The sequence below is a fragment of the Longispora fulva genome (genome assembly GCF_015751905.1).
GTDB lineage: Bacteria > Actinomycetota > Actinomycetes > Mycobacteriales > Micromonosporaceae > Longispora > Longispora fulva.
Genome location: NZ_JADOUF010000001.1, coordinates 6,583,261 through 6,603,268, shown reverse-complemented (window position 1 = coordinate 6,603,268; position 20,008 = coordinate 6,583,261). Strand labels below are relative to the sequence as shown.

The window sequence follows — 20,008 nt, the reverse complement described above, 5'->3', positions numbered from 1 at the left end:
GGGCCGGGCTCCGGGCCCCGGGTGGCGGTCGCCCCTCAGGCGGTGGGGACCTTGTCCAGGAAGCCGTGCACCGTGCTGATCCGGCCATCCACCCGGACCGCCACGTCGAACCCGACCACGATCGGCTCCGCGCCCGCCGGCCCGAGGCCCCACTGGAAGCGGGCCAGGTCGTGATGCTCGTCCACCGCCCCCACCAGCGTGAACACCAGCCCGGGGAACTGGGCGTGCACCGCGCCGATCACGGCGTCGATGGCGTCGCGGCCCTCGACGGAGACCATCGGGTCGATGTAGACGGCGTCGGCGGTCCAGATCTCGTCGAGGGCGGCGCGCCGGGCGGCCTGGTCGGTCTCGTTCCAGCTGGCGAGGTAGCGGCCGACCAGCTCGGTGAAGTCGCTCATGGCATTTTCTCCTGGTTCGTTGTGCTTGTTGCTGACAGGGAGAACGCTACGGAGTTCCGTGTGCCCCGGAATCGGTCGTCGCATAGGTAATTCCGCGCACCGCCATAGGTAGGGTCAACAAATGATCTTCGGTCGGACGGGAGAGCGGCAGGCGATCGACGCGCTGCTGGCCGGATGCCGGGCCGGGGAAAGCGGCACCCTGGTCCTCAGTGGAGAACCAGGGATCGGCAAGACCCACCTGCTGGGGTACGCGGCCGGGCGCGCCACCGACCTCCCCCTCCTGCGGGGCACCGGCATCGAGTCGGAGGCGGAGCTGCCGTTCGCCGGGCTGCACATGCTGCTCCGGCCGGCCCTCGACCGGGTCGACGCGCTGCCCGGGCCGCAGCGCCGGGCGTTGCGCGGGGCGTTCGGGCTCGGCGTCGCGGACCCGGTCGACCGGTTGCTGACCGGGCTGGCCGTGCTGTCCTTGCTGGCCGAGCTGGGACCTGTGCTCTGTCTCGTGGACGACGCCCAGTGGCTGGACCGGGCGTCCGCCGAGGCCCTGCTGTTCGCGGCCCGCCGGCTGCACTCCGAGGGCGTCGGGCTGCTGTTCGCCGCCCGTCCCGGGTTCCGGGCACCGGGGCTGCCGACCCGCACCGTGGCCGGGCTGGAACCGGACGCCGCCGCAGCGCTGCTGGACGCGCACGACGCCGGACTGACCCCGGCCGTCCGGTACCGGGTGCTGGCCGAGGCGCGGGGCAACCCGCTCGCGCTGCGCGAACTCCCGGCGAGCCTGGCCACGGCCTCCGGCCCGACAGGACCGTTACCACTCTCCGACCGGCTCCAGCTCGCCTTCCACGGCCAGGCGGCCATGCTCCCGCCGGCCACCCGAACCCTGCTCCTCGTCGCGGCCGCCGACGACACCGGGGACCCGGGGCTGATCCTGCGGGCCGGCGCGCTGCTCGGCGCCGGCCTGGCCGACGTGGCCCCGGCCGAGCACCTGCTGGCCGAGGGGGACGGCACCGTGGCGTTCCGGCACCCACTGGTCCGGGCCGCCGTCTACCAGGGCGCACCCCTCCTCGACCGGATCGCCGCGCACCGGGCGCTCGCCGCGGCCCTCGGCGACGGGGACACCGACCGGCGTGCCTGGCACCTGGCCGCCGCGGCGACCGGCCCGGACGAGGAGGTCGCCGCAGAACTGGCCCGGGCCGCCGAACACAGCAGATCCCGGAGCGGGTACGCCGCCGCGAGCACCGGCTACGAACGGTCCGCCCGGCTCAGCCCGGACCGGGCGGCCCGCGCCGACCGACTGCTGCTGGCGGCCGAGTCGGCCGTGGAGTCGGGCGACCTCGACCGGGCGGGCACCCTCGCCGACGAGGCGGTCCGGGACGTCGACCCGAGGGCGGCCCGTACCCGGCTCACCCTGCTCCAGGGCACGGTCGCCTTCTGGCGGGGCGAGTTCCGGGCAGCGCACGCCCTCCTGATCGCCGGGTTCGAGGCCTGCCGGGACACCGGGCCCGGCGAGGGGACCAGGATGCTGGTCCAGGCGTTCCACACCGGCTGGTACACCGATGAGGCCGCTGTCCTGGACGTGGTCCGCCGGATGGCGACCGCCCCGGCCACCCCGGTCACCCGGCTGTTGACGGCAGCGGTGTCGCCGTGGACGGGGCTGCCGGTACCTGTCGACGAGGCACTCGACGCGGCCCTGTTGTCGGCGGCCGGCGAGCCGAGGGACCTGGTCATGGTGCTGGGGATCGCGCTCGCGCTGGGGCGCGACGACCTGACGGCGGAGCATGCCGGGGCGCTCGCCGTCGCCGGCCGGGCCCAGGGCGGCTTCGGTTTCCTTCCCACAGCGCTGTTCTTCCAGGCCGAGGCCGAGTTGTTCGCCGGCCGGCACGCTGAGGCCGCCGCGGCGGCGCACGAGGCGGTCCAGATCGCCGCGGACACCGGACAGCGGCAGTGGTTGAGCCAGGTCAACGGGCTGCTGGCGTACCTGGCGGCGATCCGGGGCGACGAGGAGGCCTGCCTGGGGTACGCCGCAGCCGCCCGCAGCGCCGAGGCCGGTGGGCCGTGGACGGAGTGGGCGCTCGGGATGCTCGACCTCGGGCTGGGCCGGGTGGAGGCGGCCCTGCACCGGTTCGAGGGCCTGGCCACCGGGCCGTTGGCGTTCCACGTGTCGGCGACCCGGTGCGTGCCGGACCTGGTGGAGGCGGCGGTACGGCTGGGGCGGCCGGAGCGGGCGGTCGCGCCGTTGGCCAGGTTCGAGGCCTGGGCCGGGCACACGGGCCAGCCGTGGGCCCTGGCCCTGGCGCTGCGCTGCCGGGCGCTCCTCACCGGCGAGGAGGCCGACCACGACGCGGCGCACGAGGCGGCCAGACCGGTCATGGACCCGACCGGCCAGCGTCCCGAGCGCCCCTTCGAGCGGGCCCGCACCGACCTGCTCTACGGCGAATGGCTCCGCCGGGGCCGGCGGAGGGCCGAGGCGCGCGGGCCACTGCGCACCGCGATGGAGATCTTCGAACAGCTCGGCGCGGAGCCGTGGGCCACCCGGGCGCGCGCGGAACTCGGTGCCACCGGTGATGCCGCGCCGGCACCGCGGAGTGGTCCGCTGGCCGTGCTCACCCCGCAGGAACTGGCCATCGTGCACCTCGCGGCCCAGGGCCTGTCGAACCGGGACATCGCGGCCCGGCTGTTCCTGAGCCCGAGGACGGTCGGGCACCACCTGTACAAGGCGTATCCGAAGCTGGGGATCCTGTCCCGGGGTGAGCTGGCTAAGTTGGTGGCATGAGCTTCGAGGAGATGTGGCGCGACCTGGCCCCGGTCGGACGGTTCGACGCGACGGGCGGCTACCGGAGGTACACCCTCGGGGCGGCCGAGCTGGAGTGCCGGGCGTGGTTCCGGCAGGAGGCGGACAAGCGCGGCATGCCTGTGCGCACCGACGGCAACGGCAACCTGTGGGCGTGGTGGGGCGACCCGGACGCCGGGGACGCGGTGGTGACCGGGAGCCATCTGGACTCGGTACCCGATGGTGGTGCTTTTGACGGGCCGCTCGGCGTGGTGAGCGCCTTCGCGGCCGTGGACCGGCTGCGGGCGGAGGGCTTCGTGCCCCGGCGGCCGATCGCCGTGACGGCGTTCGCGGAGGAGGAGGGCGCGCGGTTCGGGATCGCGTGCCTGGGCTCGCGGCTGATGGCGGGGGCGATCACGGTCGACAAGGCGCTGAGCCTGACCGACGCGGCCGGCACCACCTTCGGCGACGCGATGGGCGCAGCGGGCTTCGACCCGGCGGCCGTCGGGCCGGACCCGGCGCTGATGGCGAAGGTCGGGGTGTACATCGAGCTGCACGTCGAGCAGGGCCGGGGCCTGATCGACATGGACCGTCCGGTGGCGGTCGGCGAGGCGATCTGGCCGCACGGCCGGTGGCGGCTCGACTTCACCGGCGAGGCCAACCACGCGGGCACCACCCGGCTGGAGGACCGCCGCGACCCGATGCTGACGTACGCGAACACGGTGCTCGCGGCGCGGAAGAAGGCCCGGCTCGGTGGCGCTGTCGCCACGATCGGCAAGCTGGTGTGCGAGCCGAACGGCACGAACGCCGTGCCGTCCCGGGTCACCGCCTGGCTCGACGCCCGGGCTCCCCAGGAGTCCACGTTGACCGACGTCGTGAAGGAGATCCACGACGCGACCGCCGAGCGGGCGCAGCGCGACGAGACCGGCTTCCACATGGTCAACGAGTCCTACACCGGGGAGACGGCGTTCGACCCGGCGCTGCGGGACCGGCTGTCGGCGCTGCTGGACGGCGCGCCGATCCTGGGCACCGGGGCCGGGCACGACGCCGGTGTACTGGCCGTGGCCGGCGTGCCGACCGCGATGCTGTTCGTCCGGAACCCGACGGGCGTGTCGCACTCCCCCGACGAGCACGCCGAGATCCCCGACTGTCTGTCCGGGGTGTCAGCCCTGGTCGACGTGCTGCGGGCGCTCGCCTAGCACCTCGCGGGCCAGCAGGGTCGCCCCGGCCACGGCCGCCGGGGTGACCAGGATCGCCCCGCCGGGGACCAGGAAGCACAGGAACGTCGCCGTACCGAAGCCGACCGCCAGCGCGCGCCGGCCCTTCAGGATCCGCCGCCGGTCCCAGACCCGCAGGCCGCGCCGCTCGAACGGCACGGACGTCAGCTCCATGGTCAGGAACCAGCCGCCGACGAGCGCGCCGAGCACCGGCACCACAGTCTGCCCGACGACCGGGATGAATCCCAACGCGAACAGCACGATCCCGAACAGCAGCGACTTGCCGACCAACCGCAGGGAGTCCACGATCGACCGGCCGATCGACCGGGCCAGGGACAGCTGCACCTCGCCGGTCACGCCGCCCCGGGAGTCCTCGACCCGCTCGGAGATCTTCTCGTAGAACGGGTCGCCGATCGCCAGGGTCAGCGCGGTGTACAGCAGCACGCCGAGCAGCAGCGACACCCCGACCAGCAGCGCTGCGGCTGTGAAGCGGAACACGTCGCGGCCGGTCTCGTCCCAGGAGTCGGCGAACGGGGTCATCCAGGTCGCGATGTCGCCGACGTTGACCCAGAAGAAGATCATCGCGGTGAGCAGCACCGCCCCGGCGATGATCGCGGGGATCAGGCCCAGGGCGAGCAGTCGCGGCGACCGGAACCACAGGCCGATGCCCTTGCCCAGGTAGCCGACACCGGCGAAGAAGTCCCGCACGACACTCATCGGCACAGAGTAGGGGACCCCTTCAAACCCATCATCCGGGTACGCCGGCTCAGCGGCTCATCGCGGTCTCGTTCTCGACCCGCGACAGCTTCTCGGGGTTGCGCACCACGTAGAGCCCCGTGATCAGGCCGTCGTCGACGCGTGCCGCCACGACGTTGTCGATGTCCCCGTCGAACCGGATGATCAGGGCCGGGCCGCCGTTGATCTGGACCAGCTCGACCGACACCTCGGCGTCGATCCGGGGGATGCCGGCCGTCAGCAGGCGGGCCACCTTGTCCGCGCCCAGGACGGGCCGCAGCACGGCCTGCACGACCCCACCGCCGTCACCGAGGAAGACGACATCCGGGGCGAGAATGTCGAGGAGGCTCTGCAGGTCGCCGGTCTCGATCGCCCGCTGGAACGCCTCGAGCGCGCCCCGGGTCTCGGCCCGCGACGCGACCCCGCGCGGTCGGCGCGCGGCGACGTGCGCCCGCGCCCGGTGGGCGATCTGGCGGACCGCCGCCGGGGACTTGTCGACGGCTTCGGCGATCTCGTCGTAGTCCAGGTCGAACACCTCGCGGAGCACGAACACCGCGCGCTCGGTCGGCGTGAGCGTCTCCAGCACCAGCAGCATCGCCATCGAGACGCTGTCGGCCAACTCGACGTCCTCGGCGACGTCGGGCGCGGTCAGCAGCGGCTCGGGCAGCCAGGGGCCGACATAGGACTCCTTGCGCCGGCTGAGGGTACGCAACCGGCTGAGCGCCTGCCGGGTGGTGATCCGCACCAGGTACGCGCGCTGCTCGCGCACCGAGTCGAGATCGACGCCCACCCACCGCAGCCAGGTCTCCTGCAGGACGTCCTCGGCGTCGGCGGCCGAGCCGAGCATCTCGTAGGCGACGGTGAACAGCAGGTTGCGGTGGGCGACGAACACCTCGGTGGCCGGGTCCATGGGTCGCTCCTGTCTCTGGGCGCTCGACTGTGTCACGCACAGGACGCCGGCCACCACCACCCTGTGACACCGGGGACCGGTGTCGTGCGTCACGTCGCCGCCCTGTCACAGAACACGGGTCACCGGCATCTTGTGTTCGTTCGGTACGCGCGACACCACGAGTGAGGACGAAGCCATGGACGCCCGATTCAACCTGTTCGACAGCCCGACCGCCGTGAAGGTCGCCAAGCGGTTCCACAACGCAGGGTCGGCCATCGCGCAGTCGACGCTCCCGAAGTCCACCCAGGAACTGGTGAACCTGCGGGCCAGCCAGATCAACGGCTGCGCGTTCTGCACCGACATGCACACCAAGGAGGCCACGGCCGCCGGGGAGACCCCGCTCCGGCTGCACCTGGTGGCCGTGTGGCGCGAGGCCACCGTGTTCACCGGGGCCGAGCGGGCCGCGCTGGCGCTGACGGAGGAGGGTACTCGGATCGCCGACGCCCACCACGGCGTGTCCGACGCGACCTGGGCCGAGGTACGCGAGCACTACGACGACGACCAGATCGGGGCGCTGGTCAGCCTGATCGCGTTCATCAACGCGGCCAACCGGTTCAACGTGATCGTGCGCAACCCGGGCGGCTCCTACGAACCCGGCATGCTCGCCACCGCACTCGACTGACCACGCCCACGAACGTGCGATCCGGGCCTGGCGGGCGGGGCGCCGGGGGTGGTCCACGTGGTCACCCGTTGGCGGACCCGTCCCTCAGCGGCCCAGGACAGGCTGGCGGAGGTGCCGTCGGAACAGGGAGCAGGGACGCGGCGTAACCGTCTGAGGTTTGTTTTTGATCCTGTCTACCGGTTGAGGAATGCCGAGATGCGTTCGCGCAGGTCGTGGCGGTGCCGCCACAAGGGGTGCGGCTCGTCGTAGACGTGCAGGGTCACCGACGGCAGGATGCCGGCGATCCGTTCGGCGGTCTCGACCGGGTGCAGCGTGTCGCCCCGGCAGCCGATGACCAGCGCGTCGGCGGTCACGGCCTTGAGCGGCTCGGCGGACTCGACGGCCGTCTGGTCCGGCAGGCCGGCCAGGGAGGCTCCGAGGCCGCTGGCCAGCAGGGTCGTGGTGCGGTGCGCGATGAAGGCGCGGGCGGCGGACGTGCCGCGCAGGTCAGCCGGCACCTCTGCGGCGACCTCGGCCGAGACCGCGTCCCGGTCGGCGGCGGCGATGCCCCGGAGCAGACCGCCGAGCCTGGTCCGCGCGGCGGCGGGCCGGGGCATGTCCAGGACGGCGGGGAGGAACAGGACGATCCTGTCGAATCTCGTCGGATCGTCGGCGAGCAGCCGGCAGAGCGCTCCGGCCCCGAGGCTGACGCCCAGCGCCCGGGTCGCGCCGGTCGCGTCGGCGACGCCGCGCAGGTCGTCGGCCAGGTCGCGGTAGGTCCACTCCCCGGCCGGCGCCGTCGAAGCGCCATGCCCCCGGAACTGGAAGAACACCCGGCTGCCGTGCACGGCGCCCCCGAGGGGGCGGGTGTCGGCGATGCCGCCGGCCAGGCCGTGCGCGAAAACGGTGACCGGGGTGCCGGAGCCGGTGGTCAGGCTCTCCAGGCGCACCCCGGGGGAGGTCTCGATGGTCACCAGTGGCCGTTGGTCGCGTCCCGCAGGCCGGGGCGGACGTCGAGCAGGTACACCGACGAGGCGAGGATCGCGAGCATGCTGAACAGGCCAGGGGCGCTGCTGCCGACCCCGGCCAGGATGGTGACCAGGGAAATCAGGGTCGCCCCGGCGAGCAGCGCCATCCACGGGCCCTTGGCGAGGGTGCCGATCGCGGTGAACGCGTCGGCGCGCTGGCGCACGCAGTGGATCAGAGCCGCCGCCGAGATGATCATGGCGAATATGGCGATCACGAGGTTGACCAGCGCTATCACCGAGTAGACCCACGGACCGCCCAGCGGGAGGAGGTTGCTCATGCCCCCAGAGTACTGCCGCCCCGTCCCCGGATCGGCGACCTGCGCCCGGCTCCGACCCGGGCGACCCGGTGCCCGGTCGCATGGGCCGGGTGGCACAAGTGGGCGGCGCAGGCCGGGATGCGCGGGGCCGGTAGCGGGCCTTCCAGCGGGAGCGGTCCGGCGCACGCGTGGCTCGGCGCGGGCGACCTGCCGACATAGCGACCTCGCGACCCCGCGACCCCGCGACCTCGCGACCTCGCGACCGCAGAATTCCGCCGCGTTTCGAAGGCCGGCCGGCCGCCCCATCCGGAAACGCCGACGGAGCCCCGGCCTCCCGGCCCAGGCTCCGTCGTGCGTGGGATGCTGACTACTCGGCCGGCGGGGTGGCCTTCTTCACGGCCTTCTTGGCGACCTTCTTGACCGGAGCCTTCGGCGCCTCAGCCTTCGGAGCCTCGGCCTTGGGCGCGTCGGTCTTCGGAGCCGAGGCGGCAGGCGCCGCCGGAGCGGACGCGATGAACTCGGCAGCGTCAGCCGGGTCCTTCGGCGCGGAAGAGGTGTGCGGAGCCGCGTCGATCGTCGCCTCGGCCTTGACCGGCTCCGGGGTCGGCTCCCCCTCGAGGACGACGGTGCCCCGCTCGACGAGCTTCTCGAACGTCGTCTGGGCCCGCTCGGCGAGCTTGTCGGCGCTGCGCTTGGCCGCCTCGCGGGCCTTCTCGGCCTCGGACAGCAGGTAGTCGCGGGCCTGGCCCTTGCGGACCTTGCGGCGCAGGCCGGAGATCTCGACGTACGCGCGGGCACCCAGCTCGGCGATGTCGCCGGCGGCGCGGCCGCCCAGGTCGAGGGCCTTGTCCTTCAGGTTGCCCTCGCGGACCTTGGCGGACAGCTTGGCGGCCTGGGCCGGGATCTGCTCGATCTTCTCGCGGGCGATGTCGGCGGCACCGGCGGCGGCGTAGAGGGCGGTGGGGAGCTTGGTCTCGGTGGTCACTTCGACTCCTTGTGCTCGGGGGTTTCGGCTCGCTGGTTCTGCTGCCGGAAAGACTCGTAGATCTGGATCAGGGTCTGCTTCTGCGACGCGTCGAGGCTCGGGTCGGCGGCGATGGCTGCCGGAACGCCCTGGTCATCCTTGTTGTCGAGGAGACCCGCCCGCAGATACATGATCGGGGTGGAGACCCGCAGGGCCGCTGCGATCTGCTGCAGCACCTCAGCGCTGGGCTTGCGGAGCCCGCGCTCGATCTGGCTCAGGTAGGGATTGCTGACCCCGGCACGCTCCGCGAGCTCGCGGAGGGAGATCTGGGCGTTGCGGCGGAGGCCGCGAATGAATTCGCCGAGGTCCCGGGGGCCATCTGTCATGACCCGACGGTACCTCGGCGTGCTAACTGTTGCAAGCAAGCGCTAGCTGAGAGACAGCACACGTACCTTTCCGACGGGGCGGCCGCCGCCGAGGAGCACCTGCTCAGCGAGGTCTTCGAGGACCGGGGCGTCGATGCCGAGGCGGCGGAGTGCGGCGACCGTCACAGGGGTACGCGCGCGCATCGCCCCGTCGTCGATCTTCGCGGCCACCGCGCCCACCCCGGGCACGGCCACCGCGGACACGCCCTCGGCCCCGCCCTTGGACAGCAGGCCGGGGATCCCGGTCATCAGCAGGGTGTCGTCGGCGCCGGTCCCGGCGATCAGGTCCGGGTGCGCGCGCATCGCGTCGGCCACCCGGCGCTCCGGGCTGCCCGGCTCGGCGGACACCAGCGCGAGGAACGACGCCGCGAGCTGCCGCAACGTCAGGGAGAAGACCGGCGCGCCGCACCCGTCCACCCCGGTGGCGACGACGGGGCCGCCGACCAGGTCCTCCAGGGTCTCGCGGGTGGCGACCTGCAACGGGTGGTCGGCCTCGCGGTACCCGTCGAGGGGCCAGCCGGCCGCCAGGCAGGTCAGGAGCATCGCGGTGTGCTTGCCGGAGCAGTTCATGTAGATCGGGGCCGGCGAGCCGCCCGACGCCAGGACGGCGCGCCGGGCGTGCTCGAACAGCGGCAGGTCGGCCGGGCAGGACAGCGCCGACTCGTCGAGGCCGCCGGCGGCGAGCATCGCCCGGACCCTGGCGACGTGCCGGGGCTCGCCGTAGTGGCTGGCCGAGGCCATCGCCAGGTCGGCGGTGTCGTCGAGCTGAAGCCCGGCCCGGAGCATCGCGACGGCCTGGAGCGGCTTGTTGGACGACCGGGGGAAGATCGGGGCGTCCCCGTCGCCGGTCACGCTGACGTCCCGGCCGTCCGCGTCGAGGACGACGACGGAACCGTGGTGCAGGCACTCGACGAACCCGGAGCGGACGACCTCGACGAGGAGTCGTCCGCCCTGGTAGCTGCGGGTCATCGGCCCTTGATCCCCAGCATGCTCCGCGCCTCGTCCGGGGTCAGCGGCGGCCGCTGGGCGAGGCGGGCGAACCCGGCCGCCCGGGCCACGAGCTGCATGTTCCCGTCGACCGGCTGGCCCTTGGCATAGGTGAGGGTGTCCTCCATGCCGACCCGGAGGTGGCCTCCGGCCGACAGCGCGGCGAGCATCACCGGCAGGCTGGAGCGCCCGACGCCGGTGGCCGAGAACGTGGCCCCGGCCGGCAGGTCCCGCAGCGCGTGCTTGAAGGCGACCAGGCTCTCCACGGTGCCGGGCGCGCCGCCGGGGACGCCGAGGACGAAGTCGACGTGGACGTGGCCGCCGGCCGGCAGGCCGTACTTGTCGAGGAGCCGGCCGAGGGCGGTCAGGTGGCCGAGGTCGAAGATCTCGTACTCCGGGACGACGCCGTTGTCCTGCATCTTCTGGTGCAGGGCGACGATGAACTCCCACCGGTTCATGAACACGTCGTCGCCGAAGTTGAGGGTGCCCATCGTGCAGGAGCCCATGTCGGGGCCGGCGTCGACCACGGCGAGCCGGGCGGCCTCCGGGTCGGTGACCGCGCCGCCGGTGGACAGCTGGACGATCAGGTTCGTCTCGGCGCGCACGGCCTGGACGGTGTCCCTGAGGATCGCCGGGTCCAGGGACGGCTTGGCGTCGGCGTCGCGGACGTGGATGTGGATGACGCTGGCCCCCAGCGCCTCGCACTCCTGCGCGGTGCCGACCAGTTCGGACAGGGTCACCGGGAGTGCGGGGACGTCGGACTTGCTCGTCTCCGCCCCGGTCGGGGCCACAGTGATCAGCGTCATGGCCCCATCATGACATTGGTCGCCCGCGCCTCGGCCGCCAGTTCGGTCAGCTCCACGACCTCGATGCCGACGTCTTTCAGCACCGCGGCGCCGTCGCCGTGCACGAAGAGGGGCGGCTCCCGCCATGCGTAGACAACTCGGGCGATTCCGGCCTCGATGAGGCGATCGGCGCAGGGGCGGGCGCCGGACTTGCGGATCGAGCACGGTTCGAGCGAGGAGTAGACGGTCGCGCCCTTCGCGTCGCCGATCTTGTTGAGCGCGGCCTGCTCGGCGTGCACGGTGGGGTCGGTCTCGCGGGAGTACCCGGTGGAGAGGATCTTTCCCTCCCGGACGATGACCGCGCCGACCGCGAACGCGGTGTCCGAGGGCGGGCAGAGCTTGGACAGCTCGATGGCCTGGCGCATGAAGGCGTGGTCGCGGAGCAGGTAGCGCAGGACGACGATCTGGTCGAGCTGGGTGACCTCGGCGAGGGTGGCCTCGGCGATGCCGTTCAGCCGGGTGCCGCGCGGGTCGCCGACGAACCGCGGCGCGACGGCCAGGTGCAGCTCGTCCGCCAGGCCCCGGTTGAGGAACTGGGCGAGCACGTCGGCCCCGCCCTCGACCATCAGCCGGCGCACCCCGCGCGCCTCAAGATCTTTCAGAGCCAGATCGATCGACGGGTACGCCAACCAGTCGTCCACAGCGGCCACCGACCGGCTGACCACGACGCGCAGCGGGTGTTCGGGCAGGCCGGAGGCCCGTCGGGCGGCGATCCGGTCCGCTGAGCGGATCCGCAGCCGGGGTTGGTCCCGCCGGTACGTGTTCCCCCCGACCATGATCGCGTCGCAGCCGGCCCGGACCTCGTCCACCCGGTCGAAGTCCGCGGCGTTGGACAGCAGGAGGCGCGTGTCGGAACTGTCATCGAGGTAGCCGTCGATGGAAGCGGCGCAGCTCAGGACCACATACATAATCTCTAGTGTGACGAGTCCTGTGCACATCGATGACCCGAAGGTCATGAGAGCCCTGGCGCACCCCGCCCGGCTGGCGATCCTGACCCGCCTCCATCAGCACGGCCCGACGACGGCGACCGAGTGCGCCGAGGTCACGGGCCTGTCCCCGTCCGCGACGAGCTACCACCTGCGGGCTCTCGCCGACTACGGACTGATCGAGAAGGCCGAGTCCCGGGGCGACGGCCGGGAGACGGTCTGGCAGTCGAAGTCGACCCACATGCACGTCCATCAGGACACGCCGGAGTCCCGGACCGCCGGCCGGCACCTGCTGAAGGCGTGGCTGGCCCGCCAGGATCAGGTCCTCGACGACTGGATGGACCAGGAGCACACCCAGGCGCCGGAGTGGCGCGACGTGGTCCGGGTGGACAACGTCCGGGTGACCGTGACCCCGGAGCGGCTGGTCGAGCTGATGGAGCGGGTGCACGGCCTGCTGGAGGAGTACCGGGACGAGGCCGAGGGCGACGCGCGGAAGGTGTCGATCTCGTTCCGGGCGGTTCCACTCTTGTGAAGTGAAAACTTCGAAGTTTATCCTTCGGAGTATGACCAGGCTGCCGCGTCAGATCCACGCCGTGTCCGCGGCGTTCGCCGTGACCATGCTCGGCGACGGGCTGGCCATCACCGCGCTGATGCTCGACTTCCACGACCGGCACGCCGGGGCGGGCGCCATCGCTGCGCTGTTCGCGGCCATGTCCCTGCCGGCCGTCCTGCTCGCCGGGGTCTCCGGCCGGATCGCGGACCGGGTGCCGCCCCGCAGGCTGCTCCCGCCCGTCGGCGCGGCCCTGACGGCGGTGTGCGCGGCGATGGCGTACGCGGAGGCGGTCGGGGTGCTCATCGGCCTGTTCGCCGTGCTGTCCGCGCTGATGACGATCGTGATGCCCGCCGTGTTCGTGGCGGTCACCCGGTCGGCCCCCGGTGACCTGCTCAGCCGGGCCACCGGCCGGGTCTCGGCGGGGGCCAGCCTGGGCGTGCTGCTCGGCACGGCCCTCGGCGGCTTCCTGCTCGACTGGCTCAGCCTGCGCGAGGTGCTCCTGATCGACGCGGCCACGTACGTCGCGATCCTGCTCGCCGGGTTCGCGTTCCCCCGGCTCGGGCCCGGCGAGGAGCACCCGCGCGCCGACCGGTCGGGTTTCCTCGTCGGCATACGGGCCCTGCGCGGGCAGAGCCTGGTGTTCCGGCTGCTCGTGCTGGGCGCGGTGCTCGGGTTCGCCATCCAGCTGATGAACGTCGCCGAGGTGTTCCTGGTCCGCGACGACCTGCGCGGCAGCGGTACGGCGTTCGGCGCGCTGACCATGGTGTGCGCGGCCGGCCAGATGGCCGGGGCGTGGTTCGCCGGCAACCACCTGGCCCGGCGGCCCACGGGGACCGTCGCGTTCGTGGCGGCCGGCGTGTCGGGGCTGCTGATCCTGGGCACCGCCGTGACGTTCCACCTGCCGGTGCTCTTCGTGATCATGGCGGTGGAGGGGTCGACCGGGGCGGCGTTCTCGGTCGCGAAGCAGACCACGATCGGCCGGGACGTGCCCGCCGAGCACCGGGGCAGCGCGTCGGCGGCCGGCAGCGCCGTGAACAACACCGTGATGGTGCTCGCGCTGGTGGCCGGCGGGACGCTGACGTCCGTGCTCGAACCCCGTCTGATCTTCGCCATCTCCGGCGGCCTGGTGCTGGCGGCCCTTGCGCTGACCGTGACCCGGCTCCTCGACGGCCGGCGCGCCGCGCGGACTCCCGCTGTGGCCGGGGAGCCGACCCTGGCGGACACGGCGAGCCGGCGGCACTGAGGCGGCCGGCCCTCGTCAGCGCGCGGACCGCCCCGGCGGCCGGGGAGCGGACCGGAATCTCCGGCGCGGGACCGCCGACGCGCCCGGGTCGGGGACCGCCGTAACCATCAAAAAGGTTTTAGTCGATCGCGGCCGCGCGCGCGCCGATCATCAGCTTGGCGTCGTCGGCGACGGTGCGCTTGAGCACCGCGAGGGAGATCTGGCCCAGTTCGTGATGCCGGACGGTGGTGCCGACGAAGCCGACCTGCCGGCCGTCGAGCTCGACCGGAGCGCCGATCGCCGGCAGCTCCTCGTCCACCCCGTCCAGGTGCAGCATCACCAGGCGGCGGGGCGGGCGGCCCAGGTTGTGCACCCGGGCGACCGTCTCCTGGCCCCGGTAGCAGCCCTTGTCCAGGTGCACGGCCGGCGCGAGCCAGTCGACCTCGGCCGGCAGCGTCTTGTGGTCAGTCTCGAAGCCGAGCCGGGGCCGGCGGGCCTCGACCCGCAGCGCCTCGAACGCCCACAGGCCGGCCAACGGCAGGTCCAGGGTGTCCAGGAAGGTCGACGACCGGGGCAGCACGAGGTCCGCGCCGTAGGACATCCGCCGGACGAACCCGCCGCCCGGCAGCGGCAGCACCGGATATCCCGTGGTCGGCCGCTTCGGGACGTCGGCGGAGGCGAACTTGGCCCCCGGCACCGGGGACCCGCTCACCGGGCCCAGCTCCGGCAAGTGCTTGAGCGCCTCCGGGCCGACCACGGACCAGACGGCCATCTCGGCGGACAGGTCCACGGGCTCGACCCGGAGCATGAACCGCATCCGCTGGAGGTACGTGTAGAGATCGCCGGCGGTGCCCGGCTCGACGTCCAGCCACAGGGTGCCGTCGAGGTCCGCCAGCACGGCGTGGTGCTCCACGTGGCCGTGCGGGGACAGGAACAGGGTCTCCGTGCCCTCCACGGCGCCCTGGAGGAACTGGGTGGTCAGGCTGTGCAGCCAGGTCAGCCTGTCCTCGCCGGGGATGGCCAGCACGCCCCGGTGCGAGCGGTCGACGAGGCCGGCCCGGGTGGCGAGAAGCCGCTGCTCACGCGCCGGGTCGCCGTAGTGCGCTGGCACCCCTGCGTCTCGACCCTCACCGAAAACCGCGGTCATGGGCACTCTCCTGTCCGACACCTACCGATCATATGCCGGTCAGCCGACTACGATCCTTTTCCGTGAACCGCATAGTCGCCGTCCTGGGCCGGGGCCTGGTGCCCGCCGACACTCCGCTACTGCGCGCCGACGACCTGGGGGCCGTGCGCGGCGACGGGGTCTTCGAGACGATGCACGTGCGCGCCGGGGCGCCCTGGCTGCTCGACGAGCACCTCGCCCGCATGATCAACTCGGCGGACCGGCTCGACCTGGACCTGCCGCCGGTCACGGACATGATCGAGCTGGCCCGCCAGGCGTGCTCCGCGTGGCCGCACACCGAGGAGGGCGCGCTGCGCCTGGTGTGCACCCGGGGACCGGAGGACGGCGGCCCGCCCACGGTGTACGCCACCCTGGCCCCCGTCTCCCCCAAGCTCAAGACGTACCGGGCCGGCGGCGTCGCCGTGGCCACCCTCCCGCTCGGCGTCACCACCCACGCCCGCACCCCGGCCCCGTGGCTGCTGGGCGGCGTGAAGAGCGTGTCGTACGCGATGAACATGGCGTGTCAGCGCTGGGCCGTCCGCAACGGCTACGACGACGCGCTGTGGCTGTCCACCGACGGGTACGCGTTGGAGGCCCCCACCTCGACCCTGCTCTGGCAGGTCGGTGGGGAACTGCTCACCACGCCGACGTCGACCGGGGTGCTGGCCGGGACCACCGCGCGGTTCGTGCTCGACCGCGCGGGGGACGTGGGGCTGACGGCCGGCGAGAAGCTGGTCACCCCGTCGGAGCTCCTCGGGTCCCAGGGGGTGTGGCTGGCGTCCTCGGTGCGGGGGCTGGTCGAGATCACGGCGATCGACGGGGCGGCGTTGCCTACCGCGGCGAAGACCCGCTCGTTGCAGGATCTTGTCAGCTACCCCGTCTAGGGCGGGCTATTCATTCACCCGGCATGCAGCTGTCCGTAACCGTCGGGCGGGGCTTGACCGGACTGTGGCGGCCGGGCAGCGCCCGGCCCGGCCGTCAGGCGGTCCGGCCGTAAGGCAGCCCGGCCGTCAGGCGGTCTGGCGCAACCGGTAACCCACGCCCCGCACCGTCTCCACCCCGACAGCCACGCCGGCCTCGCGCAGCTTGCGCCGCAGCCGCTTGATCGCCGAGTGCAGCACCGAAGCGTCCCCGAGGTACGCCGAGCGCCACACCCTGCGGTACAGCCTCTCGTAGCTCCACACCCGACCGACAGGGGTCGCGAGGCTGTCGAGCAGCTCGCGCTCGAGCCGGGTCAGCTCGACCGGGCTGCCCCGCCACGTGACCTGGGCGGCCCGGCGGTCCATCGTGAGCTCGCCGACCGCCACGACCCCCGGCTCGGGCATCTGCGGAGGCGGCGGCACGGCCTGCTGGCTGCCGGGCAGCGCGAGCAGGGAACGCAGCGTGTCCAGGTCGGGGCACATCAGCACGACGCCGGTGCCGTCCAACTCCCGGGCGAGCCGGAGCCGCAACCCGGCGTCGGGCGTGACGCAGACGACGAGAGGTAACTCTCCGTCAAGGGCCTGCCCGAGGTCGGTCCGACGCCGTTGCGTCCGACCGGCCTCCACCAACCGGAGGACTGGAGCCGCCATCCTGTACCACCTCTCGGGCGAGCTTGCCCATGGGTCGTTCGTGTACAGCCAAGCCGTCCGGAAGGCCGACGTCAAGCCCCCACTACTCCCCGTAACCATCGATGTCGTTACCTCATGACAGAATCCTGCCCGGAAACTGCCAGACTCACGATCTTGAATGTCTCTTAAGCCACTGGGGAGCATGACCACTTAGGTCTGGCGTGGCGGAGAGCGTCGCGGCCCCGGATCGCACATCGGAGTTGGGGAGGTCACACGTGGCATCTGTCCACGTTCGACGTTTACTCGCACCACCAGTCATCGTCGGCACCACAGTGCTGGCGATGCTGGGCGCCGGCAACCAGCTGGCACTCGCCGCGCCGTCGACCCCGGCCGCGGCGGTCGGCCAGAACAGCGTCCAGAACATCGAGGGCGTCGGCGCCGTCACCGGTCTCGTGTACGACGCGAGCACCGGCCACGTCGTCGTCGGGGCCAGGATCGAGGTCAGCGGCATCTCGGCGGTCACCGGCGCCGACGGCCGCTACTCGCTGAACGTGCCGGCCGGCGCGCAACCGGTGGACATCTCCGCGTACGGATACGCGCCGCAGAGTGTCACCGTCAACGTTGTCGAGGACGGAACTGTCACCCAGGGCTTCAACCTGGTGCCCGTCCCGAGCGTCGCCATCACCGGCAAGGTGCTGGACGACTCGGGCCACGGCTACCCGCTCTACAGCAAGGTGTCGGTCGTCGGCACCCCGGTGAGTACCTACACGAACCCGCTGACCGGCGAGTACACCCTCTCGGTGCCCAAGGGCGTCAAGTCGGTGATCAGCTACGCCCCGGCGTACCCGGGGTACACCGGCGGTTCCGTCACCCTGCCGGCGTCGGACTCCGACGTGGTCAGCAACGCCAGGCTGAAGGTCGACCCGGCCTGCACCGCCGCCGGGTACGGCGTGCACCTGGGCGCCCCGATCATCAACGAGTCCTTCGACTCGGCGAGCGCCGCGCCGTCCGGCTGGTCCGTCGTCGACGCGACCACGCAGGGCGGCTGGGTCTTCAACGACGTCAAGAACCGCGGCAACATGACCGGCGGCTCGGGCAAGTTCGCGATCCTGGACAGTGACGCCTACGGCTCCGGCAAGCACCAGGACAGTGTCCTGCTGTCCCCGGTCGTCGACCTGAGCACGGCCACCGCGCCGATCCTCAAGTTCAACAGCGACTACCGGACGTTCCTGCACGACACCGTCGACGTCGACGTGACGACCGACGGCGGCGCGACCTGGACGAACGTGTGGCACCGGATGGCCGGTCAGAGCCAGCGCGGCCCGGTCACCAACGAGGTGTCCCTCGCGGCCGCCGCGGGTGCCGCCGCGGCGCAGGTCCGCTTCCACTACGTCGGCACCTACGACTACTGGTGGGAGGTCGACGACGTCGTCCTGCAGAACCGCAGCTGCGACCCGACCGCCGGTGGCCTCGTCGTCGGTAACACCTACGACGTGAACACCGGCAAGCCGGTCAACGGCGCGACCGTGACCAGCACCGACAAGCCGGCCGAGAAGGCCACCTCGGCCGCGACCCCGGACGACCCGGGCGCCGACGACGGCTTCTTCTGGCTGTTCTCGACCATCACAGGCCCGCACCCGTTCGGGATTGTGAAATCCGGTTATGTCTCTGACAGCGTCACCGCGAACGTGGTGGCCGACGGTGTCGTGTGCTTCAACAGCTCGCTGAAGGCCGGCCGGCTCGAGATCGACACGGCGAACATCGAGATGTACCAGTCGGTCGGCGCGAACCGCAACACCTACGTGACGGTGAAGAACACCGGTTCGGCCGCAGTCGACGTCACCCTCGGTGAGCAGTCCGGGGCCACCACCCCGACGCTGGCCAAGAAGGGCGCCGGCGTCCGCAACGTCGTCGTCGCCGGCGGCGTGGACAAGGGCTTCGTCGCCGCCGACAGCAAGCCGGGCACCGAGGGGATCACCCACAAGCCGGGCAACCTGAACGCGGCCCTCGACGGCAGCTGGGAGGACGTGGCGGCATTCCCGACCACGATCTCCGACAACACCGCGCTGGGCTACCAGGGCAAGATCTACAACCTCGGCGGCAACTCCGACGGGACGAACACCAGGAAGCTCTGGATCTACGACTCGGCCACCAACGCCTGGACCGCCGGCGCCGACGCGCCCTCGGCCCGCTCGAAGCCGCAGATCGCGATCGTGGGCGGCAAGCTCTACGCCTTCGGTGGCTTCGGCGCCAGCGGCAACAACGCCAGCGTCGACGTGTACGACCTCGCCACCAACACCTGGACCACGGCCGCAGCGACCAACCCGTCCCCGAAGGCCGCCGCCGGTTCGGCCGTCCTCGGCGGCAAGGTCTACCTGGTCGGCGGGTGCGACGGCTCCCAGTGCGGCGACACCTCCGACGTCACGGTGTACGACCCGGCCGCCGGCACGTTCGGCACCGCCGCGGCGTACCCGCACGGCGTCGCGTGGATCGACTGCGCCAACCTGGGCGCCAAGGCGTACTGCGCCGGTGGCACCGCCGCCAGCGCGTACACCGACGGGTACTCCTACGACCCGGCCGCCGACGCGTGGACCCCGATCGCGAACCTGCCGATCGACCTGTGGGGTTCCGGCGGCGCGTCGGCCAACGGCCAGTTCCTGCTGCTGGGCGGCATCACCGGCCAGTCGACGGCGCTGACCAACCGCGGGTTCGCCTACAACCCGGCCGACAACACGTGGACCGAGCTGCCCGAGTCCCGGGTGCCCACCGCGCGTGGCGGCGGGGCCTGCGGCTCGTACAAGGTCGGCGGTTGGACGGGCCCGTTCGAGCCGTCCACCGGCGTCGAGAAGCTGGCCGGCTACGACCAGTGCGGCGCGAGCGGCCCCGGCGGCGGCGACGTCCCGTGGCTGACCGAGACCCCGTCGCAGGTCACCCTGCAGCCGGGCAAGTCGGTCAAGGTCCTCGTCCAGCTGACCGCGACCCCGGAGAAGGGCGTCGCCCAGCCGGGTGACTACCGGGCCGAGCTGGCAGCGAACGGGGCGACCCCGTACACGGCTCCGAAGGTCGACATCCTGATGCACGCCCTGCCGCCGAGCAACTGGAGCAAGCTCACCGGCACCGTCACCGGAACCTCGTGCGCCGGCGGCACCGGCCCGGTCGGCGCGACCGTGCAGGTCAACGGGACGGGCACCAACCAGTTCACGCTGAAGTCGTCGGTCGCCGACGGCAAGTACCAGTACTGGGTGCCGCGCGGCAAGTACCAGATCATCGTCGCGAAGGACGGCTGGATCCCGCAGGTCAAGGACCAGTCGCTCGTCGCGGGTCAGGTGCACACCGTGGACTTCAACCTGCGGCCGTCGAGCCCGTGCACGATGGCCGCACGGGTGATGCTGCAGTAGTCGGGGAGGAACGGCGAACCGCCC

At 72.4% G+C, this 20,008-nt stretch carries 18 protein-coding genes and 1 pseudogene; 7 read left to right on the top strand and 12 right to left on the bottom strand.

All coding sequences use genetic code 11. The annotated features are described in order from the left end of the window. Positions 1-35: 35 nt before the first annotated feature. Positions 36-398, bottom strand: coding sequence for a nuclear transport factor 2 family protein (locus IW245_RS30170; protein ID WP_197006522.1), 363 nt, complete (start codon positions 396-398; stop codon positions 36-38). A gap of 121 nt (positions 399-519) precedes the next feature. On the opposite strand from IW245_RS30170, the gene IW245_RS30165 reads away from it, so the two are divergent. Both IW245_RS30165 and IW245_RS30160 read left to right on the top strand, forming a co-directional pair. Then, entirely contained in the window at positions 520-3,165 is a 2,646-nt protein-coding gene (locus IW245_RS30165; protein ID WP_197006521.1) for an AAA family ATPase, read from the top strand. After that, positions 3,162-4,361 (top strand): allantoate amidohydrolase, encoded by a 1,200-nt coding sequence (locus tag IW245_RS30160; protein WP_231398987.1) that lies wholly within the window; start codon positions 3,162-3,164, stop codon positions 4,359-4,361. Before IW245_RS30165 ends, IW245_RS30160 begins: the two co-directional genes overlap by 4 nt. On the opposite strand, the gene IW245_RS30155 is transcribed toward IW245_RS30160, so the two are convergent. Both IW245_RS30155 and IW245_RS30150 read right to left on the bottom strand, forming a co-directional pair. Next, complete coding sequence (locus IW245_RS30155; RefSeq protein ID WP_197006520.1) at positions 4,326-5,096, bottom strand: EI24 domain-containing protein; 771 nt, start codon at positions 5,094-5,096, stop codon at positions 4,326-4,328. The two genes, IW245_RS30160 and IW245_RS30155, sit on opposite strands and share 36 nt — an antisense overlap. Before the next feature lie 49 nt (positions 5,097-5,145). Continuing rightward, a complete protein-coding gene (locus tag IW245_RS30150) occupies positions 5,146-6,024 on the bottom strand; it encodes an RNA polymerase sigma-70 factor (RefSeq protein ID WP_197006519.1) in 879 nt (292 codons plus the stop codon). A 175-nt stretch (positions 6,025-6,199) separates the two neighbouring features. On the opposite strand from IW245_RS30150, the gene IW245_RS30145 reads away from it, so the two are divergent. After that, entirely contained in the window at positions 6,200-6,685 is a 486-nt protein-coding gene (locus IW245_RS30145) for a carboxymuconolactone decarboxylase family protein (RefSeq protein ID WP_197006518.1), read from the top strand. A gap of 173 nt (positions 6,686-6,858) precedes the next feature. Here IW245_RS30145 and IW245_RS30140 read toward each other — a convergent pair whose 3' ends face one another. The 7 genes and pseudogenes from IW245_RS30140 to IW245_RS42750 all read right to left on the bottom strand — a co-directional run bounded on the left by IW245_RS30140 (position 6,859) and on the right by IW245_RS42750 (position 12,108). Next, complete coding sequence (locus IW245_RS30140; protein WP_197006517.1) at positions 6,859-7,638, bottom strand: alpha/beta fold hydrolase; 780 nt, start codon at positions 7,636-7,638, stop codon at positions 6,859-6,861. Then, positions 7,635-7,970, bottom strand: a complete 336-nt coding sequence (locus IW245_RS30135; RefSeq protein WP_197006516.1) for a DUF2516 family protein — start codon at positions 7,968-7,970, stop codon at positions 7,635-7,637. Before IW245_RS30135 ends, IW245_RS30140 begins: the two co-directional genes overlap by 4 nt. Positions 7,971-8,316: 346 nt before the next feature. Further along, positions 8,317-8,934: a hypothetical protein gene (locus tag IW245_RS30130; RefSeq protein ID WP_197006515.1), complete on the bottom strand. Its 618-nt coding sequence runs from the start codon at positions 8,932-8,934 to the stop codon at positions 8,317-8,319. Positions 8,935-8,963: 29 nt separating this feature from the next. Next, positions 8,964-9,299: pseudogene (locus tag IW245_RS30125) on the bottom strand (helix-turn-helix domain-containing protein); the annotation flags it as partial. 42 nt (positions 9,300-9,341) lie between these two features. Then, complete coding sequence (locus IW245_RS30120; RefSeq protein ID WP_197006513.1) at positions 9,342-10,307, bottom strand: asparaginase; 966 nt, start codon at positions 10,305-10,307, stop codon at positions 9,342-9,344. Then, complete coding sequence (locus tag IW245_RS30115) at positions 10,304-11,131, bottom strand: beta-keto acid cleavage family enzyme (protein ID WP_197006512.1); 828 nt, start codon at positions 11,129-11,131, stop codon at positions 10,304-10,306. The genes IW245_RS30120 and IW245_RS30115 overlap by 4 nt, the downstream gene beginning before the upstream one ends. Continuing rightward, on the bottom strand, positions 11,128-12,108 hold the full coding sequence (locus tag IW245_RS42750; RefSeq protein WP_443673918.1) for a dihydrofolate reductase family protein: 981 nt from the start codon (positions 12,106-12,108) through the stop codon (positions 11,128-11,130). Before IW245_RS42750 ends, IW245_RS30115 begins: the two co-directional genes overlap by 4 nt. On the opposite strand from IW245_RS42750, the gene IW245_RS30105 reads away from it, so the two are divergent. Continuing rightward, complete coding sequence (locus IW245_RS30105; protein WP_197006510.1) at positions 12,089-12,628, top strand: ArsR/SmtB family transcription factor; 540 nt, start codon at positions 12,089-12,091, stop codon at positions 12,626-12,628. The genes IW245_RS42750 and IW245_RS30105 overlap by 20 nt on opposite strands. Positions 12,629-12,659: 31 nt before the next feature. Further along, on the top strand, positions 12,660-13,892 hold the full coding sequence (locus IW245_RS30100) for an MFS transporter (protein WP_197006509.1): 1,233 nt from the start codon (positions 12,660-12,662) through the stop codon (positions 13,890-13,892). Between the two features lie 118 nt (positions 13,893-14,010). On the opposite strand, the gene ygfZ is transcribed toward IW245_RS30100, so the two are convergent. Continuing rightward, positions 14,011-15,018 carry a CAF17-like 4Fe-4S cluster assembly/insertion protein YgfZ gene (gene ygfZ, locus IW245_RS30095; protein WP_197006508.1) on the bottom strand — a complete coding sequence of 336 codons (1,008 nt, stop codon included), beginning with the start codon at positions 15,016-15,018 and terminating at the stop codon, positions 14,011-14,013. 62 nt (positions 15,019-15,080) lie between these two features. Between ygfZ and IW245_RS30090 the strand changes: the two genes are divergently transcribed. Then, the gene (locus IW245_RS30090; RefSeq protein ID WP_372445267.1) at positions 15,081-15,920 is read left to right on the top strand and encodes an aminotransferase class IV; all 840 of its coding nucleotides are present in this window, start codon (positions 15,081-15,083) and stop codon (positions 15,918-15,920) included. Positions 15,921-16,046: 126 nt separating this feature from the next. On the opposite strand, the gene IW245_RS30085 is transcribed toward IW245_RS30090, so the two are convergent. Next, positions 16,047-16,439 carry a winged helix-turn-helix domain-containing protein gene (locus IW245_RS30085; protein WP_231400425.1) on the bottom strand — a complete coding sequence of 131 codons (393 nt, stop codon included), beginning with the start codon at positions 16,437-16,439 and terminating at the stop codon, positions 16,047-16,049. Between the two features lie 488 nt (positions 16,440-16,927). Between IW245_RS30085 and IW245_RS30080 the strand changes: the two genes are divergently transcribed. Beyond that, positions 16,928-19,984, top strand: a complete 3,057-nt coding sequence (locus IW245_RS30080; protein ID WP_197006505.1) for a Kelch repeat-containing protein — start codon at positions 16,928-16,930, stop codon at positions 19,982-19,984. The last annotated feature ends 24 nt before the right edge of the window (positions 19,985-20,008 follow it).

What these genes read in the sequence shown, in the direction of transcription:
- IW245_RS30170 (WP_197006522.1), bottom strand. Translation starts at nt 398, where the DNA reads ATGAGCGACTTCACCGAGCTGGTCGGCCGCTACCTCGCCAGCTGGAAC.
- IW245_RS30165 (WP_197006521.1), top strand. Translation starts at nt 520, where the DNA reads ATGATCTTCGGTCGGACGGGAGAGCGGCAGGCGATCGACGCGCTGCTG.
- IW245_RS30160 (WP_231398987.1), top strand. Translation starts at nt 3,162, where the DNA reads ATGAGCTTCGAGGAGATGTGGCGCGACCTGGCCCCGGTCGGACGGTTC.
- IW245_RS30155 (WP_197006520.1), bottom strand. Translation starts at nt 5,096, where the DNA reads ATGAGTGTCGTGCGGGACTTCTTCGCCGGTGTCGGCTACCTGGGCAAG.
- IW245_RS30150 (WP_197006519.1), bottom strand. Translation starts at nt 6,024, where the DNA reads ATGGACCCGGCCACCGAGGTGTTCGTCGCCCACCGCAACCTGCTGTTC.
- IW245_RS30145 (WP_197006518.1), top strand. Translation starts at nt 6,200, where the DNA reads ATGGACGCCCGATTCAACCTGTTCGACAGCCCGACCGCCGTGAAGGTC.
- IW245_RS30135 (WP_197006516.1), bottom strand. Translation starts at nt 7,970, where the DNA reads ATGAGCAACCTCCTCCCGCTGGGCGGTCCGTGGGTCTACTCGGTGATA.
- IW245_RS30120 (WP_197006513.1), bottom strand. Translation starts at nt 10,307, where the DNA reads ATGACCCGCAGCTACCAGGGCGGACGACTCCTCGTCGAGGTCGTCCGC.
- IW245_RS30115 (WP_197006512.1), bottom strand. Translation starts at nt 11,131, where the DNA reads ATGACGCTGATCACTGTGGCCCCGACCGGGGCGGAGACGAGCAAGTCC.
- IW245_RS42750 (WP_443673918.1), bottom strand. Translation starts at nt 12,108, where the DNA reads ATGTGCACAGGACTCGTCACACTAGAGATTATGTATGTGGTCCTGAGC.
- IW245_RS30100 (WP_197006509.1), top strand. Translation starts at nt 12,660, where the DNA reads ATGACCAGGCTGCCGCGTCAGATCCACGCCGTGTCCGCGGCGTTCGCC.
- ygfZ (WP_197006508.1), bottom strand. Translation starts at nt 15,018, where the DNA reads ATGACCGCGGTTTTCGGTGAGGGTCGAGACGCAGGGGTGCCAGCGCAC.
- IW245_RS30085 (WP_231400425.1), bottom strand. Translation starts at nt 16,439, where the DNA reads ATGTGCCCCGACCTGGACACGCTGCGTTCCCTGCTCGCGCTGCCCGGC.
- IW245_RS30080 (WP_197006505.1), top strand. Translation starts at nt 16,928, where the DNA reads ATGCTGGGCGCCGGCAACCAGCTGGCACTCGCCGCGCCGTCGACCCCG.